Annotated in this window: 14 protein-coding genes; 11 read left to right on the forward strand and 3 right to left on the reverse strand. The window is 41.5% G+C overall.

Annotation, left to right across the window (positions count from 1 at the left end; translation table 11 throughout):
• The first annotated feature begins 161 nt into the window (after positions 1-161).
• Positions 162-1,238 carry an aromatic ring-hydroxylating dioxygenase subunit alpha gene (locus ACYU0V_RS12495; RefSeq protein WP_163048299.1) on the forward strand — a complete coding sequence of 359 codons (1,077 nt, stop codon included), beginning with the start codon at positions 162-164 and terminating at the stop codon, positions 1,236-1,238.
• 12 nt (positions 1,239-1,250) lie between these two features.
• Positions 1,251-2,195, forward strand: coding sequence for a PDR/VanB family oxidoreductase (locus ACYU0V_RS12500; RefSeq protein WP_461847673.1), 945 nt, complete (start codon positions 1,251-1,253; stop codon positions 2,193-2,195).
• A gap of 43 nt (positions 2,196-2,238) precedes the next feature.
• Here the strand turns inward: ACYU0V_RS12500 and ACYU0V_RS12505 are convergent, their stop codons facing one another.
• From ACYU0V_RS12505 to mhpT, 3 genes are all read right to left on the reverse strand, one after another.
• A complete protein-coding gene (locus tag ACYU0V_RS12505; protein WP_005802836.1) occupies positions 2,239-2,931 on the reverse strand; it encodes a GntR family transcriptional regulator in 693 nt (230 codons plus the stop codon).
• A 123-nt stretch (positions 2,932-3,054) separates the two neighbouring features.
• Positions 3,055-3,510: a MarR family winged helix-turn-helix transcriptional regulator gene (locus tag ACYU0V_RS12510; RefSeq protein ID WP_017386391.1), complete on the reverse strand. Its 456-nt coding sequence runs from the start codon at positions 3,508-3,510 to the stop codon at positions 3,055-3,057.
• 70 nt (positions 3,511-3,580) lie between these two features.
• Entirely contained in the window at positions 3,581-4,813 is a 1,233-nt protein-coding gene (gene mhpT / locus ACYU0V_RS12515) for a 3-(3-hydroxy-phenyl)propionate transporter MhpT (RefSeq protein ID WP_017386392.1), read from the reverse strand.
• Between the two features lie 248 nt (positions 4,814-5,061).
• On the opposite strand from mhpT, the gene ACYU0V_RS12520 reads away from it, so the two are divergent.
• From ACYU0V_RS12520 to ACYU0V_RS12560, 9 genes are all read left to right on the forward strand, one after another.
• The gene (locus tag ACYU0V_RS12520) at positions 5,062-5,901 is read left to right on the forward strand and encodes a p-hydroxycinnamoyl CoA hydratase/lyase (RefSeq protein ID WP_169538806.1); all 840 of its coding nucleotides are present in this window, start codon (positions 5,062-5,064) and stop codon (positions 5,899-5,901) included.
• A gap of 37 nt (positions 5,902-5,938) precedes the next feature.
• Positions 5,939-7,390, forward strand: a complete 1,452-nt coding sequence (locus ACYU0V_RS12525; protein ID WP_017386393.1) for an aldehyde dehydrogenase — start codon at positions 5,939-5,941, stop codon at positions 7,388-7,390.
• 81 nt (positions 7,391-7,471) lie between these two features.
• The gene (locus tag ACYU0V_RS12530) at positions 7,472-9,358 is read left to right on the forward strand and encodes a feruloyl-CoA synthase (protein ID WP_461847676.1); all 1,887 of its coding nucleotides are present in this window, start codon (positions 7,472-7,474) and stop codon (positions 9,356-9,358) included.
• 74 nt (positions 9,359-9,432) lie between these two features.
• Positions 9,433-10,572 (forward strand): acyl-CoA dehydrogenase family protein, encoded by a 1,140-nt coding sequence (locus tag ACYU0V_RS12535; protein ID WP_461847678.1) that lies wholly within the window; start codon positions 9,433-9,435, stop codon positions 10,570-10,572.
• An 83-nt stretch (positions 10,573-10,655) separates the two neighbouring features.
• Positions 10,656-11,906, forward strand: coding sequence for an OprD family porin (locus ACYU0V_RS12540; RefSeq protein WP_017400398.1), 1,251 nt, complete (start codon positions 10,656-10,658; stop codon positions 11,904-11,906).
• Between the two features lie 57 nt (positions 11,907-11,963).
• Positions 11,964-12,500: a DUF3237 domain-containing protein gene (locus ACYU0V_RS12545; protein ID WP_461847680.1), complete on the forward strand. Its 537-nt coding sequence runs from the start codon at positions 11,964-11,966 to the stop codon at positions 12,498-12,500.
• A gap of 40 nt (positions 12,501-12,540) precedes the next feature.
• The gene (locus ACYU0V_RS12550) at positions 12,541-12,930 is read left to right on the forward strand and encodes a PaaI family thioesterase (protein ID WP_000372406.1); all 390 of its coding nucleotides are present in this window, start codon (positions 12,541-12,543) and stop codon (positions 12,928-12,930) included.
• Between the two features lie 33 nt (positions 12,931-12,963).
• A complete protein-coding gene (locus tag ACYU0V_RS12555; RefSeq protein WP_461847683.1) occupies positions 12,964-14,715 on the forward strand; it encodes a tannase/feruloyl esterase family alpha/beta hydrolase in 1,752 nt (583 codons plus the stop codon).
• 144 nt (positions 14,716-14,859) lie between these two features.
• Complete coding sequence (locus ACYU0V_RS12560) at positions 14,860-15,756, forward strand: DMT family transporter (protein WP_461847685.1); 897 nt, start codon at positions 14,860-14,862, stop codon at positions 15,754-15,756.
• Positions 15,757-15,850 lie beyond the last annotated feature (94 nt).

Below are 15,850 nucleotides of genomic sequence, written 5' to 3' on the forward strand. Positions count from 1 at the left end.
AAAACTCCAAAGAAACGTATAAGTCCTTAACAATAGTTAAAAATATACAAATTAACCAACTTTAAAGAACAATATTTTTGAATAAATATATTGCTTATCAATTGACCAATATTTTTATTTATTATAAATTGGATCCAATAAGTGATAAGGAGTCGTCACAAATGTTTATTAAAAATGCTTGGTATGTCGCTTGCCGTCCAGAAGAAATCCAAGATAAACCATTAGGTCGCACCATCTGTGGTGAAAAAATCGTTTTTTATCGTGGTAAAGAAAACCAAGTTGCAGCCGTTGAAGATTTTTGTCCCCATCGTGGTGCCCCACTCTCACTTGGCTATGTCGAAGATGGCAACCTTGTCTGTGGCTACCATGGCTTAGTCATGGGTTGTGACGGAAAGACCGTCTCAATGCCAGCTCAACGTATAAATGGTTTTCCTTGCAACAAAGCATATGCAGTTGTCGAAAAGTTCGGCTTTATTTGGGTATGGCCAGGTGAAAAGGCTTTAGCAGATGAAGCAAAACTCCCAACTTTAGAATGGGCAGATCATCCCGAATGGAGCTATGGCGGAGGCTTGTTTCACATTCAGTGCGACTATCGCCTAATGATCGACAACCTAATGGATTTAACCCACGAGACCTATGTTCATTCAAGCAGCATCGGACAAAAAGAGATTGATGAATCATTACCTGTCACTAAAGTTGACGGCGACCATGTCATTACCGAACGCTATATGGAAAATGTGATCGCACCTCCATTTTGGCAAATGGCTCTTCGTGGTAACCACTTAGCAGATGATGTACCAGTTGACCGTTGGCAACGTTGTCACTTCTTTGCGCCAAGTAATGTTCACATTGAAGTGGGTGTAGCGCATGCTGGACATGGTGGTTATCACGCACCAAAAGACAAAAAAGTTTCCTCAATCGTGGTCGATTTTATTACGCCGGAGACTGAAACTTCACATTGGTATTTCTGGGGAATGGCACGTAACTTCCAGCCAGATAATGCTGAACTCACCGATCAAATTCGTGAAGGCCAAGGCAAAATATTTACTGAAGATTTAGAAATGCTTGAGCAACAGCAACAAAATATTTTAAATAATCCGCATCGCAAATTACTGATGCTCAATATCGACGCAGGTGGTGTGCAGTCTCGTAAGGTGATTGAGCGACTACTTGCCGAAGAAAATAAAACACCTCCTGAAACATCCGCACAGAAGTTTCCAAACATTCGGATTATTTAAAGGAGTATGAACATGGACGTTATTATTCAAAAAATTCATCAGCTCACCCCAACCATTCGTGCTTTTGAATTGGTTGCAGCAAATGGTACAGAGCTACCGAATTTTGAAGCAGGTGCACATATTGATGTACATCTAAAAAATGGCCTCACCCGTCAATATTCACTTTCAAACTGCTGCACTGAAAAGCATCGTTATGTGATTGGCGTTTTACATGATGCCAATTCACGCGGTGGCTCACGTTGCATCCACACCGAATATCGTGAAGGCGATCATTTAAAAATTGGTGAGCCGCGTAATTTATTTGAGATTCACCCTCAAACCAAACAAGCGATTTTATTTGCGGGTGGTATCGGTATTACCCCTATTTTGTCGATGGCATATCGGCTTAAGTCGGCCAATATTCCTTTTGAATTGCACTACTTCGTTCGTAGTCATGAAATGATTGCCTTCTATGGCAATTTAACCGAGTACTTTGGTAAGCAAGTTCATTTTCACATTCAAGACCAACCAGACACCGAATGTAATATGGCAGAAGCTTTGGGCCAATCTTCACCTGATAAACACTTATATGTATGTGGACCTACAGGGTTTATGCAGTTTGTCATGAGCTCGGCCGAACAAGCGGGTTGGCATAGCGAACAGTTACATCAAGAGCATTTTGTTGCTCAAAAGGTAGATACGTCCAACGATGAAGCTTTCACCATTGAAGTGAAAGGTACGGACCGCCGAATTGAAGTATTACCAGAGCAAACCGCAACAGAAGCATTAATTGCAAATGGTTTTGATATTCCTGTTTCGTGTGAACAAGGTATTTGTGGTACATGTATTACCCGTGTGGTAGAAGGCACTCCAGATCATCGAGATATGTTTATGACCGATGAGGAACATGCATTGAATGACCAGTTTACGCCCTGCTGTTCTCGTGCAAAAACTAAACATCTTGTGATTGAGCTTTAATACCCAAGTTCCTTTATTCAAAAATAAAGGAACTTCTTTCACCTTAAGCGCTGAGAACATTTCTTAGCGTTTCACCCAAAATCACCACACTACTGTGTTCACGCATTAAAGTTTCAGCACGCCCTGCCTGACGATGTACCAACGCATCGAAAATCGAGCAATGCTGCAAATGTGCATAATGCAAACGGCGATATTCCGACAAAGCTTGATTCTGGTCATAGGTAATGGCTTGAGCAGAAGCCATCGGCAATTGATTATTTTTTGCTAAGGCTTGGATGAGGGCGACGTTTTGTGCACCCTCAATAATCGTGTCATGAAAAATGACATTAAAATGGTGATAACGTTCCAGTTCAGCATCGCCAAACTCGTCTGTTTCATTAAAAAGTTTTTCAGTTTCTTGAATACAATGTTGCAGCGTCTTTTTCTGCTCTTCGCTTAAGCCTTGTTCTGCCAAAGTTTTTGCAGCCAACCCTTCAAGCACACCGCGAACTTCGAGCGCATCATGAACAAGTTGCTCTGAAATTTCACGAACTGTATAACCACGAGTTGGGTTTTTAATGAGGAGGCCTTCTTGCTCGAGCAACCGAAAGGCAATACGAACAGGCTGCCTTGAAACGCCAAGTAACTCGGCAGTCGGAATTTCGGCAATTCTGGCACCGCCCTCAAGTTCCCCTGAAATAATCATTTTTCTTAGTTTAAGTAAAACTTGTTGTCCTGAAGACATTCGCTGCCACACATCACCAAAAACGTCACTTCGATGCTAGCAAGTTCATTTGTAAAATGAAATAAATTTTCTGTTTGAATCAGTGCTTAAGCATTTCTGTAGATTTTAAAAAATTAATTTACAAACCACATTCAATTAAAGATTTTTAAGATTATTGACCATAATATCGAGATTATTACGGATTAAATAAGCCAAGTTAATATCAATGCCTTCAAGCATTTTTTCTTCAACTTTCAAAACCACTTCATTACATTTATTTAGCTTATCAATACCGCTGTCTGTCAGTGTAATTAAAATACGGCGGCCATGTGTTGGATCAGGTTTTTTCTCAATCCAGCCATTCACCAGTAAATCTTGCAAAATTTTGTTGGCAGATTGCGGCTTTATGAAAGAGCGCTCAGCAAGCTTGGCATTGGATAAATTACTTTTTGAAGCTAAAACAGAAAGTGCAGTAAATTGCGGTAAGGTAATTTCAAGCTCTTTTAAATGTTCTGTTAAATGTTTACTAATAATTCGGTCAACACGAGCAATCATGTAACTTAACTTAGGCTCATCTTCTACTTTTTTTGGAACTAAATTCGAACGTACCATAACCTTTCAATCATCATAAGAAAATCTGTAGTGAAAGTATGAGGCACTAACCCCATACTTTCGTTAAAACTTAGCGAGCACCTGAGCTTTGTACTAAATGTACAGGCTGTTTAGGTTTTTTGACAAGAAGTAATGCAGAGATCGCTGCAATTAAAATCACTGGAATGCTTGAACCAATCACGATGGTCGAGCTTTGTCCAAGCGAGAGTAAAAAACCAGCCATTAAAGGTCCTGCAAAAGAACCGATACGCCCAATTGCAACTGCTGCACCTACACCAGTTCCACGCATTTCAGTTGGATAATACATAGCAGCCAGACCATACAGCGCCGATTGTCCTCCCACAATGAATAGGCCACAACCCACTGCCGAAAGTGCAAGTAAAGCCACTGTCGGAGAAATTGCTAAACAGCACAGTGAGAATAAAATGCCGAGATAAATTAGCTTAATCACAAAGCTCATGCGTAATTTATCAAGCAATACACCCATGAGGATTGAACCTAAAATTCCGCCAACGTTGTAGCCCATCTGTACATAGTTTGCCTGTAGTTTTGATAGGCCTTGCGCGCCCATCAGCAACGGTAACCAGTTCAACAAGAAATAAAGTACCACTAGCGTGCAGAAAAAACTGACCCAAAGCTGAATGGTCGACATACGACGTTCTTTAGCAAATAAAACCTCCAAGAATGGTGTCGTTTTTTGCGCTTGAACTTTACGTTGCAGGTAATCATTTGACTCAGGTAAAAAGCGCATAATCAGTGGAATGAGTAAAATAGGTGCAATCCCACCAATATAGAAAATATGACGCCACTCTGCATCACCTGCCAACGACATGGCGACAACAGAAGTGAGTAATCCGCCAAAAGGAATGCCGCTATACATGATGCTGACAGCAGTACCTTTGTGCTGGTCAGGTACAGCTTCAGAGGCAAGTGTAATCATCATCGGAAGTGCTCCACCCATTCCTAAACCTGTACAAAAACGAATGAGCAATAGCAAACTAAAGTTAGCAGCATAGGCCGTTAGCAAAGACATAATTCCAAAAAGTAAAATACTAAAAATCAGAATTTTCTTACGCCCGACAATATCAGCAAACCGACCGCCTAATATTGCACCTGGTAACGTCCCTAAAATTGCAGCACTAAACGCCCACGCCATCTGGGCATTGTCCAACATAAACTCAGCCCGCATTCGTGGAGCGGCTACCCCCATTGATTGAAGATCAAACCCTTCAAAAATTGCTATGGCAAAGCACAGTAGCAACGTGATTTTTGCCCTTGAAGGCTGTCCTGATATTTTTTCCATTGTGTTGTCCTTTATTGACTAGTCGTTCCATTTAGCCCTTTGTGTATTGTTGTTTAAACACACCAAAAATATCAGTTAAACTTACTAAAAAATCAACATATTTTTATATTAAATTAATTTAAAAAATAATTATTAATTAAAATACAATGAATTAAAAAATATTTATGAAATTTTATAAAAAAGACTTGAATGTAAGTTTAACTGATATTAAATTAAATCCCAGAACAGCTAAAAATCATTCAAGGAGTATGAAGATGAGTTATGAAAACCGCTGGGAAACAGTAGATGTCAAAGTTGAAGATGGAATTGCATGGGTAACACTAAACCGCCCAGAAAAGAAAAATGCCATGAGCCCAACACTCAATCGTGAAATGATTGATGTGCTCGAAACTCTTGAGCTTGATCAAGATGCGCGTGTTTTAGTTTTGACGGGTGCTGGTGACTCTTGGACAGCGGGTATGGATTTGAAGGAATATTTCCGTGAAGTCGACACTCAGCCTGAAATTTTCCAAGAACGTATTCGCCGTGACTCTTGTCGCTGGCAGTGGCAACTTCTTCGCATGTATTCAAAACCAACGATTGCTATGGTCAACGGCTGGTGCTTTGGAGGCGGTTTCTCACCTTTAGTGGCGTGTGACCTAGCAATTGCAGCAGATGAAGCAACTTTCGGTTTATCTGAGATTAACTGGGGCATTCCACCGGGCAACCTTGTAAGTAAAGCAATGGCAGATACCGTAGGTCATCGTGCATCTTTGTACTACATCATGACGGGTAAAACCTTTAGTGGTAAAGAAGCTGAAACCATGGGCCTTGTGAATAAAAGCGTACCGCTTGCCCAATTAAAAGCAGAAGTGACTGAACTTGCAAATTGCTTACTTGAGAAAAACCCTGTGGTTCTTCGTACCGCTAAAAATGGATTTAAGCGTTGTCGTGAACTGACTTGGGATCAAAACGAAGACTACTTATATGCCAAACTTGATCAATGTATCCACCGCGATACAGAAAATGGTCGCCAAGAAGGTTTGAAACAATTTTTAGATGAAAAATCAATTAAACCGGGTTTACAGAGCTATAAACGTACTGGTTAACTTTTGATTCTTTAATGGCAATGTAAGGACGCAACCCATGCAAAATGTACAGTTACTTATTCACGGTCAATCTGTTGATGCATCAAATCAGGCAACTTTTGAGCGTATTAGCCCAATTGATGGATCAGTGGCAACTAAAGCTGCTGCCGCAACACTGGAAGATGTTGACCGTGCAATCGAATCGGCGCAACAAGCTTTTAAAGTATGGTCGAAACTCTCGCCTACCGAACGTCGCTTACGTTTATTAAAAGCAGCCGATTTAATGGACCAAAAAACCGAGCAATTCATTGAAACTGGAATGCAAGAAACAGGTTCAACTGCAACATGGTATGGGTTTAACGTTCACCTTGCTGCCAACATGTTACGTGAAGCCGCAGCCATGACCACACAAATTGACGGAAGCCTGATTCCATCAGATGTGCCGGGCAATCTTGCGATGGGTGTGCGAGTTCCTTGTGGTGTGATTGTAGGAATTGCACCTTGGAATGCCCCTGTGATTTTGGCAACACGTGCACTTGCTATGCCTTTGGCTTGTGGCAACACTGTTGTATTAAAAGCCTCAGAAGCCTGCCCAGCAACACATCGTTTAATTGGTGAAGTGTTACATGAGGCAGGTATAGGTGAAGGTGTGGTCAATGTGATTACGCATGCCGCCGAAGATGCACCACAAATCGTAGAGCGTTTAGTCTCTCATCCAGCTGTGAAGCGCATTAATTTTACGGGTTCAACCAAAGTCGGGAAAATTATTGCCGAGACTGCTGCTAAATATTTAAAACCTGTTTTACTTGAACTCGGTGGTAAAGCCCCTGTTGTGGTTTTAAATGAAGCTGACATTAATGAAGCCGTAAATGCAGTCGCTTTTGGAGCGTTCTTTAATCAGGGTCAAATCTGTATGTCGACCGAACGTGTTTTGGTTCAAAACAATATTGCCGACCAATTTATTGAAAAACTGATTGAAAAAACCCGCGCTATTCGGGCAGGTAATCCAACCTCAAAAGACAATGTACTCGGTGTTTTAGAAAGTCGACGTGCTGCAAACCGTATTCAGCATTTGCTGGAAGATGCTCAAAAAAAAGGTGCTGACTTACCTTTAGGCATTCATATTGAAGACACCACCATGCAACCGACGCTGGTGCTCAATATTAAACCTGACATGCTGCTTTACCGTGAAGAATCATTTGGCCCAGTATGCACAGTTCAACGTTTTTCAAGCATTGACGAAGGCATAGCATTGGCAAATGACAGCGAGTTCGGCCTTTCTGCGGCAGTGTTTAGCCAGAATATTCCGCAAGCATTGGAAGTGGCTAAACAGATTGATTCGGGTATTTGTCACATTAACGGCGCAACCGTACATGACGAAGCTCAAATGCCATTTGGCGGAACAAAATCGAGTGGTTACGGACGTTTTGGTAGTAAAGTCTCTGTTGCCGAATTTACCGAACTACGCTGGATTACCATTCAAACCCAATCACGTCATTACCCGATTTAGTCAGGCTAATGCGGACAACAACATATTAAATAAAAATTGCATGATGCAAAAAATAAAGCGCAGTGATGCGCTTTCCATGGAGTGAAAGAAATGCAAATGAATGCCACTCAATCACAAGACCGCGAACGGTTCGTAAAATTAGGGCAACATGATATTCATTATCACCATAAAGATGACACGCTCTATATCAGCCCAAAAGAGCAATTAAAACCGTATCCACAAAAACTGACAGATCGGTTAATTCATTTTGCACAAACCAAACCAGACCATATTTTTGCAGCAAAACGCAATGCTCAAGGCGAATGGGTCAAACTGAGTTATGCAGAAGTTCTACAACGTGCATGGCACATTGCTCAAGCTTTGCATGATCGTAATTTAAGCCAAGAAAGACCACTCGTCATTTTAAGTGGTAATGATCTCGAACATTTAACACTGTCTATGGGTGCTATGTTGGCAGGTGTGCCTTTCTCGGCTATTTCCCCTGCCTACTCTCTGATTTCTCAAGACTTTGGCAAACTCAAACATGTGTTTGAAGTGCTCACACCTGGTATGGTCTATGCCAGCGATGGACAAGTTTTTGCCAAAGCGATTCAGGCATGTATTACGCCTAATATTGAAGTGGTGACCAATAAAGGGATTGTAGGCGATCAGATCTGTACGTCTTTTCAGTCGCTATTAGATACGCCTGTTTCAAATGTTCAAGAGTTTTATCAAACCCTTGATGAAAACCAAATTGCCAAATTCTTATTTACATCAGGTTCAACTAAATTGCCTAAAGCTGTGCCGACCACACATTTAATGTTGTGTGTTAATCAGCAAATGTTATTGCAGACTTTCCCTGAGTTTGAAGAAACGCCGCCTGTCCTACTCGACTGGCTGTCTTGGCACCACACGTTTGGTGGTAGTCACAATGTCGGCATCGCGCTCTATAACGGCGGTACCATTTACATTGATGACGGCAAACCCGTTGCAGGAAAATTTGATGAAACCATTCGTAATCTCAAAGAAATTTCTCCAACCGTTTATTTAAATGTGCCAAAAGGTTGGGAAGAACTCACCGAAGCTTTAGAAAAAGATGAGGAATTAAGAGACCGCTTTTTTGCCAAAGTAAAAATTCTATTCTTTGCAGGTGCAGCACTTTCAGAAGCGGGCTGGAACAGACTCGATAAAATTGCTCAGCAACATTGTGGAGAAAAAATTCGCATTATGAGTGGATTGGGCATGACTGAAACTGCTCCCTCTTGTGCTTTTACAACTGGCCCACGCGTAATGGCTGGCTTTATTGGATATCCTGCTCCGGGATGCGAAATTAAGCTAGTTCCATGTGGTGACAAACTTGAATTCTGTGTTCGTGGCAAACACGTCATGAAAGGCTATTGGCGCTTAAAAGCAGACCAGCAAAGCACTGTGTTTGATAATGAAGGCTTTTTCCATACGGGCGATGCCGTTCGTTTAGTCGATGTCAATGATCCCACCAAAGGCCTAATGTACGACGGACGAATTGCCGAAGACTTTAAACTCAATACAGGTACTTTTGTGAATGTGGGCACATTACGCAACAAAGTGCTTATTCAAGGTAATTTACTCATCCAAGATGTTTGTATTACTGGTTCAAACCTGAATGCTATTGGTTTTCTGATTTTTCCAAAATTAGAAGCGTGTGCTCAACATGCAGGTCTTAAGCTTGGTGAACATTCTGCAACAGAAATATTACAACACCCTAAGGTTCAGCAATGGTTCCGCCAATTTTTAACGACCTTTAATAAAGATGCGACTGGCAGTTCAAATACAGTCTCAATGCTTTATTTAATGACCGAACCACCTCAACTCGATGCCGGCGAAGTGACCGATAAAGGCAACCTCAATCAAAGCAGTATTACGAAACGTCGTGCCGCTTTAATTGATGAGCTTTATCAAAAGCAGACTGATAACCCGCTGATTATTCGGGTGCCCACCTTAAAGCAATAAGCAATTGAAATAAAAAAGGAAGCTCAAACTTCGGTTTGGGCCTTAGCCTCACTTTTGCCAAAAAAAGGTTCAACATGCCACACGATACAGAATTTGAACTATTTCGGGACAGCTATCGCAGGTTCTTAAAAGAACAGGTTGCTCCTTACTACGAACAATGGGAACACGATGGCCTGATTCCACGTGATCTATGGCTTCGTCTTGGGGAAAATGGCTTTTTGTGCGTCGATGTACCCGAGGAATATGGCGGCTATGGTGCTCCTGTTCATTACTCACTCATGCTGGTTCAAGAAACTGCTCAAGCTGGTTTTGCATCTTTGGCGGTTGCCATTGGTGGGCAAAATGAGTTGGTCTCTCCTTACCTGCAAAATATTGGAACTGAAGCGCAAAAACGTTATTGGTTACCGAAAATGGTGACAGGTGAAGTCGTCACTGCAATTGCCATGACCGAAGCGAATGCTGGTTCAGACTTACAGGCCATACGCACTCAAGCCATTTTAGAAAATGATCATTATCATGTGAATGGTTCAAAAACGTTTATCTCAAATGGTTTGCATGCCGATCTGATCATTCTGGTAGCAAAAACCGATCCGCAAGCCAAAGCAAAAGGTATTTCGATTTTACTAGTCGATGCTGCTTTAGACGGCGTTAAAAAAGGCCGTTCATTACAAAAAATCGGGCTGCATGCCCAAGATACAGCCGAACTGTTTTTTGATGATGTTTATGTGCCTACAACTCAGCGTTTGGGTCAAGAAGGACAAGGCTTTGCTTATTTAATGCAAGAGTTACCTCGTGAACGTTTAAGCATTTCAATGATGGCTTTAGGGTCAATTTTAGGTGCCATAGAACTCGCCAAAGACTATGTGCTGGAGCGTAAAGTTTTTGGACAACCTTTAAGCCAAATGCAAAACACACGCTTTGTACTCGCAAACGCGCAAATCAAAGCGAAAGCCGCCCAAGCCTTTGTAGACCAATGTGCGGCGCTATATCAACAACACCTGTTAAGCGTAACCCAAGTTGCCGCGTTGAAGTGCTTTATTACCGATGTCCAATGTGAAGTGATTGACCAATTACTCCAGCTTTTTGGTGGCTACGGTTACATGCAGGAATACCCAATCTCACGTTTTTTTGTGGATGCACGGGTACAAAAAATTTATGGGGGAACCAATGAAATTATGAAAGAAATCGTCGCCCGAGAACTGCTCGGAAAATAATTCGATTTAAAAAACCGAATAAGGCAGACACAACAACTATGCCTTGTTGAAAACAAAAAAATGTTATTTCAGGAAGAAATGCTATGTCGAAATTATGGATGTACTCTACCCTCATGCTCTCTGGTTCAGTGTGGGCTGGCAATTTTATTGACAACAGTTCAGTAGAACTCACCACGCGAAATTTCTATTTTGACCGCGACTATCAAGAGCAATCTGCTTACCCTGCTGCCAAGGACTGGACACAAGGTTTTATTCTTAAAGCCAATTCAGGTTATACCGAAGGGACTGTCGGTTTTGGACTGGATGTACTTGCGACGGCGGGTTTTAAACTCGATGCCGACGCAGAGCATGGCGGTACAGGAAACTTACCTAGAGACACGCGTACCAATGAACCTGCTGACTCTTATGGGGAAATTGGGGTCACAGCAAAAGCGAAAATGAGCCAGACCGAGCTACGCATTGGTACACTCATGCCGATGAACCCAGTTTTAGTAGCTTCACCTGCTCGTTTGCTTCCTCAAACCTATCGAGGAATTTCACTGACCAGTAAAGATATTAAAGATTTTGATTTACAGGCAGCCTACCTCGATAAAGTGAATCATCGGGATTCGACCAACTATGAAAAAATTAAAATTTCAGGCGTAAATGGACGCTTTAAAAGTGCTGAAACGGATGGACTCTATTATTTAGGTGGAAACTATCAGTTTAATCCTGCACTCAAACTCACCGCTTTCTACATGGATGTTGATGATCTTTATAACCAAACCATGGTCGGTGCTTTACATCAACATAAAATTAATGACACCACTAACTTTAGCTCGCAATTACGTTACTACCGCAGCCGCGATGATGGACAAGCAAAAGCAGGCTTAGTCGATAATGACCTATATCATGCGCATTTCGAACTTAAACATCAAAACCATAAATTTATTTTTGGAACCTTCCAACATCATGGCGACACCGCTTTTCCATATTTGACGGGAGGTGAAACGGGTCTACTCATTGATACATGGCCGGGCGAGTTTTTAAATCCAAAAGAAAAGGCCTATAGCTTCCGTTATGAATATGATTTTAAAGATTATGTACCGGGTTTACGTTTTATGACTCGTTACACCACAGGTCACAATATTTATGCACCCAACTTAGGCGGAACTAATCTAAAAGAACGCGAAACGGACTTTGATTTAGGTTACACCGTTCAAAGTGGCTGGTTAAAAAATCTAGGGTTACGCGCACGCTACGCCATTTATGACAACAACATGCTCTCTACAGCCAATATCAAACCTGTAAACGAAACCCGTCTCAACATCGACTACACATGGAAATTTAAATAATTCAAAACCAGAGGTTCTGTCACAAATAGAACCTCTTTTTATTTCGGGAAATTCATCATGAAGAAAGTTGTAGCTCTACTCTGCGGAATTTATTTTATTGGCCTGACTCATGCAGAAACGCAATATAGCCCGCCACCTATTCAGCTTGAACCTTTAGCAAAATTTAGTGTTGATCTAAATGCGCCTGTTTGGGAATTAGGCACGACCAGTGATGCAGGTAAACGCCGAATTATTCCCATTACAGGTGGGACATTTGAAGGGAAATCACTTAAAGGTCGTATTTTAAATAATGGCGCAGATTGGCAAATTGTCGACAGTAAAGGGCTAGCCATTATTGATACGCGATATCTATTAGAAACCAATGATGGTGCGCTTATTTACCTTCAAACCAAAGGTTACCGACATGGCTCGGCAGAAACACTAAAACAGCTTGCCCAAGGCAAAGATGTCGACCCGAAAAATTACTATTTCAAAATTACCATGCAGTTTGAAACCAGCTCACCTCAATATTCATGGCTTAACCAGACCGTTGCGGTAGGTAGTGCAATGCGTTTGGGTAAAGCAGTTATTTATGATGCCTATACCCTGAAATAATAATTTTTATAACACCTACAAAAAGGATGGAGCCTTCATTATGGATCAAAAAACTTTAGAACACTTACCGCCCATCCATCACCATTTGGGCGGACACAATATCCATTGGAATGACAAAAACACTGAACTCACCATCCACTACACAGCCCTAGAAAGCTTTACCAATCCACGCGGCACCGTTGAAGGCGGCATGATCTGCGCCATGCTTGACGATGTGATGGGACTTTTTGCATATCTCGCCAATGACCGTAAACCAGCTACCACCATCAACTTAACAATGGATTTTTTAAGGCCCTGTGCTGTGGGTGAAGTCATTACAAAATGCCGATTCATTAAACAAGGCAAAACCGTACTGAATCTCGAAAGTGAAGCTTGGCAAAACAACAAAATGATTGCACGAAGTACAGCGAATTTTCTGGTTTTAGATTAATTACAACCATGCATTCAATAAGGATATGAATAAATGAATTACACCAAAAATAAACGAATTTTGATGCATTCCGCTGTAGTGCTTGCCATGCTTGGTTCTTTGGCAGGCTGTGGAAGTGATAGTGATGACACATCGGTTCCTTCTACAAACGAACCACCGCAGTTATCTCCTGCTGTAGGCGTAAAAATGACAGGAAGCTGTACGGACTTACTCGGATTTCAATACAACAATACGGTCATTAGCTCCTCCACTCTTCAAGAGGCAGGCACCTTGACTGTCGCCAATAAACCGATTGGCGCTCATTGTTTGGTTAAAGGTTATATGGATCAACGCATAAGCCCTGTCGATGGACAAACCTATCAAATTGGTTTTGAAATGCGCTTACCAATAGACTGGAATGGCCGTTTTCTCTATCAAGGCAATGGTGGAACCGATGGTAATTTAGTCCCTGCAACAGGTCAGGTTGGTAGCGGTGGACCACTCACCAATGCTCTACATGATGGTTTTGCGGTTATTTCCTCCGATGCTGGACATAATGCTTCACAAAATCCAATGTTTGGTTTAGACCCTCAAGCCAGAATCAACTATGGCTATGGTGCAATTACCAAACTCACGCCTATGGCAAAAAACCTAATTAAAGCCGCATATGGCAAATTACCAGATCGCTCCTATGCAGGTGGCACTTCAAATGGTGGTCGTCATGCCATGATTGCCGCAACCCGTTTGGGTGACCAATATGATGGAATTTTAGCAAGTACACCGGGTTTTCATTTACCTCGTGCGGCCGCAGCTCAACTCTACACAGCACAACAGCTTCGTCGTGTCGCAACAGATGAAAATGATTTAAGTACCGCTCTTACTCTTTCGGAACGCAAAGTATTAGCAAAAGCGATTTTAGATCAATGCGATGCTCTAGACGGTATTACAGATGGCTTGGTTCAAGATGTCGAAGCTTGCCGTACAGCTTTTGATATTCACAAGGATGTACCTGTTTGCTCAAGCACAAGAGATGGTACTTGTTTAAGTACCGAACAAATTGATGTATTAGCCAACATTTACCGTGGTCCTGTAAATTCGGCTGGACAAGCGCTCTATGCAACCCAACCTTTCGATCCCGGTTTAGTGGGAAGTAACTGGGCAAGCTGGAAATTTGAATCTTCGGTGGGAACAGCGCGTGACCCCGTTGCAGTCGGCATTCTTTTTCAAGTCCCACCAGACCCAACTGTGACTCAAAACTCTAGACAATTTGCCTTTAATTTTAACTTCGATACCGACTATCCAAAACTATCGGCAACCAATGATGTATACACTGAAAGCTCGATGTCATTCATGATGCCACCCGATGAATTGAATCTAGATAAACTCCGTAATCACGGTGGAAAAATGATTGTGGTACAAGGCACAGCAGATGGCGTTTTCTCTGTAGATGACACTCAAAATTGGTACGATCAACTGCTACAACACTATAAAAATGATGCAAAAGGTACAGCACCTGAATTTGCACGTTTCTTTAGAGTTCCGGGCATGAACCATACCCGTGATGGCATTGCGACTGACCAATTTGATGCATTGACTGCTTTAGTCAGCTGGGTTGAATACGGGCAAGCACCTGACAAAATCATTGCGACCGCACGCGGCGCAGGTAACCCAAGTGGTCAAGTGAATACTGAACTTCCGCAAGATTGGGCACCAGACCGTACCCGCCCACTTTGCCCTTACCCACTCATTGCTCGTTACAATGGTCAAGGTGATAGCGAAAAAGCTGAAAACTTTAGCTGTAAATAACATCCAATAAGATAAAAAGAGAGCTAAATAGGCTCTCTTTTTTTATTTTGTTAAGCATCAGTATTGAATCATTATTAAATGATATTTCATCCAATGCCTGCATCGCTGCTAAGATAACACCGAAAACCAAAAACTCATTTCGATATGCAAAATCAGACTGCTCCAAACCTCCCCTCAAATCAACTTGGAAAAGCACTGCTTTGTCTTATGACATCGGCATTATTATTTTCCATTATGGGAGTGTGCATTCGTTTTGCTTCAGAAACAGTGGACAATGCGACCGTCGTATTTTTTAGAAATGCAGTGGGTTTATTTATTTTTATTCCGATGCTGTTTAAACAGGGTTTAGACTTTATTAAAACCGATAAACTCTGGATGCACACGTGGCGAAGTCTAGTGGGACTTGCTGCAATGTATGGTTTTTTCTATGCCATTGCGAACTTAAAACTATCAAATGCCATGGTTTTTAGTTATTCATCTCCTATTTTTATTCCACTCATTGCATGGCTTTTCTTAAAAGAAAAAATTACCAAATCGATGATTTTTGCCGCCGTTATTGGGCTAATTGGGGTTTTATTTGTTGCTAAACCTGACCAAGGCTTATTGAATGCGTTGTCTTTTATTGGACTGGGTGCATGCTTTTTATCAGCCATGGCCTTTGTGACTGTAAGAGCTTTAACCAGTACAGAGCCGCCTGAACGTATCGTTTTTTATTTCTGTGTTTTCGGTAGTTTAATTTCCTCTATTCCAATGTTCTGGCATTGGCGTATTTTCACTTGGCATGAACTAGCTCTACTCATTGCCGCAGGACTTTTAGCAAACATTAGCCAACTGTTTATGTCTTATGCTTACAGCCTAGCACCAGCGGGACAAATTGGCCCAATGAACTACATTGCCATTATTTTTGCAGGAATATGGGGATTTGTTTTTTGGCATGAATTACCGGATCTGTTTAGCATTATCGGTATATTTATTATTTTATTTGCGATTTTGCTCTGTAATCCATTTTTGCAGAAAAAGTTACTCTCTCGATTTAAGTAAAATAAATTTATTATGATTTTAAATTTAACTTACCCTAGAGTAGCTTAATATTAAAGCATCATAACAAATATTTTAAAACCTATATTAAAATTAA

Source organism: Acinetobacter sp. X9, assembly GCF_054889255.1.

Excerpts from the sequence above, each read along its gene's own strand:
- ACYU0V_RS12545 (WP_461847680.1), top strand. The coding sequence starts at position 11,964 with ATGAAGAAAGTTGTAGCTCTACTCTGCGGAATTTATTTTATTGGCCTG.
- ACYU0V_RS12560 (WP_461847685.1), top strand. The coding sequence starts at position 14,860 with ATGCAAAATCAGACTGCTCCAAACCTCCCCTCAAATCAACTTGGAAAA.
- mhpT (WP_017386392.1), bottom strand. The coding sequence starts at position 4,813 with ATGGAAAAAATATCAGGACAGCCTTCAAGGGCAAAAATCACGTTGCTA.
- ACYU0V_RS12520 (WP_169538806.1), top strand. The coding sequence starts at position 5,062 with ATGAAGATGAGTTATGAAAACCGCTGGGAAACAGTAGATGTCAAAGTT.
- ACYU0V_RS12525 (WP_017386393.1), top strand. The coding sequence starts at position 5,939 with ATGCAAAATGTACAGTTACTTATTCACGGTCAATCTGTTGATGCATCA.
- ACYU0V_RS12510 (WP_017386391.1), bottom strand. The coding sequence starts at position 3,510 with ATGGTACGTTCGAATTTAGTTCCAAAAAAAGTAGAAGATGAGCCTAAG.
- ACYU0V_RS12500 (WP_461847673.1), top strand. The coding sequence starts at position 1,251 with ATGGACGTTATTATTCAAAAAATTCATCAGCTCACCCCAACCATTCGT.
- ACYU0V_RS12495 (WP_163048299.1), top strand. The coding sequence starts at position 162 with ATGTTTATTAAAAATGCTTGGTATGTCGCTTGCCGTCCAGAAGAAATC.
- ACYU0V_RS12535 (WP_461847678.1), top strand. The coding sequence starts at position 9,433 with ATGCCACACGATACAGAATTTGAACTATTTCGGGACAGCTATCGCAGG.
- ACYU0V_RS12555 (WP_461847683.1), top strand. The coding sequence starts at position 12,964 with ATGAATTACACCAAAAATAAACGAATTTTGATGCATTCCGCTGTAGTG.
- ACYU0V_RS12540 (WP_017400398.1), top strand. The coding sequence starts at position 10,656 with ATGTCGAAATTATGGATGTACTCTACCCTCATGCTCTCTGGTTCAGTG.
- ACYU0V_RS12550 (WP_000372406.1), top strand. The coding sequence starts at position 12,541 with ATGGATCAAAAAACTTTAGAACACTTACCGCCCATCCATCACCATTTG.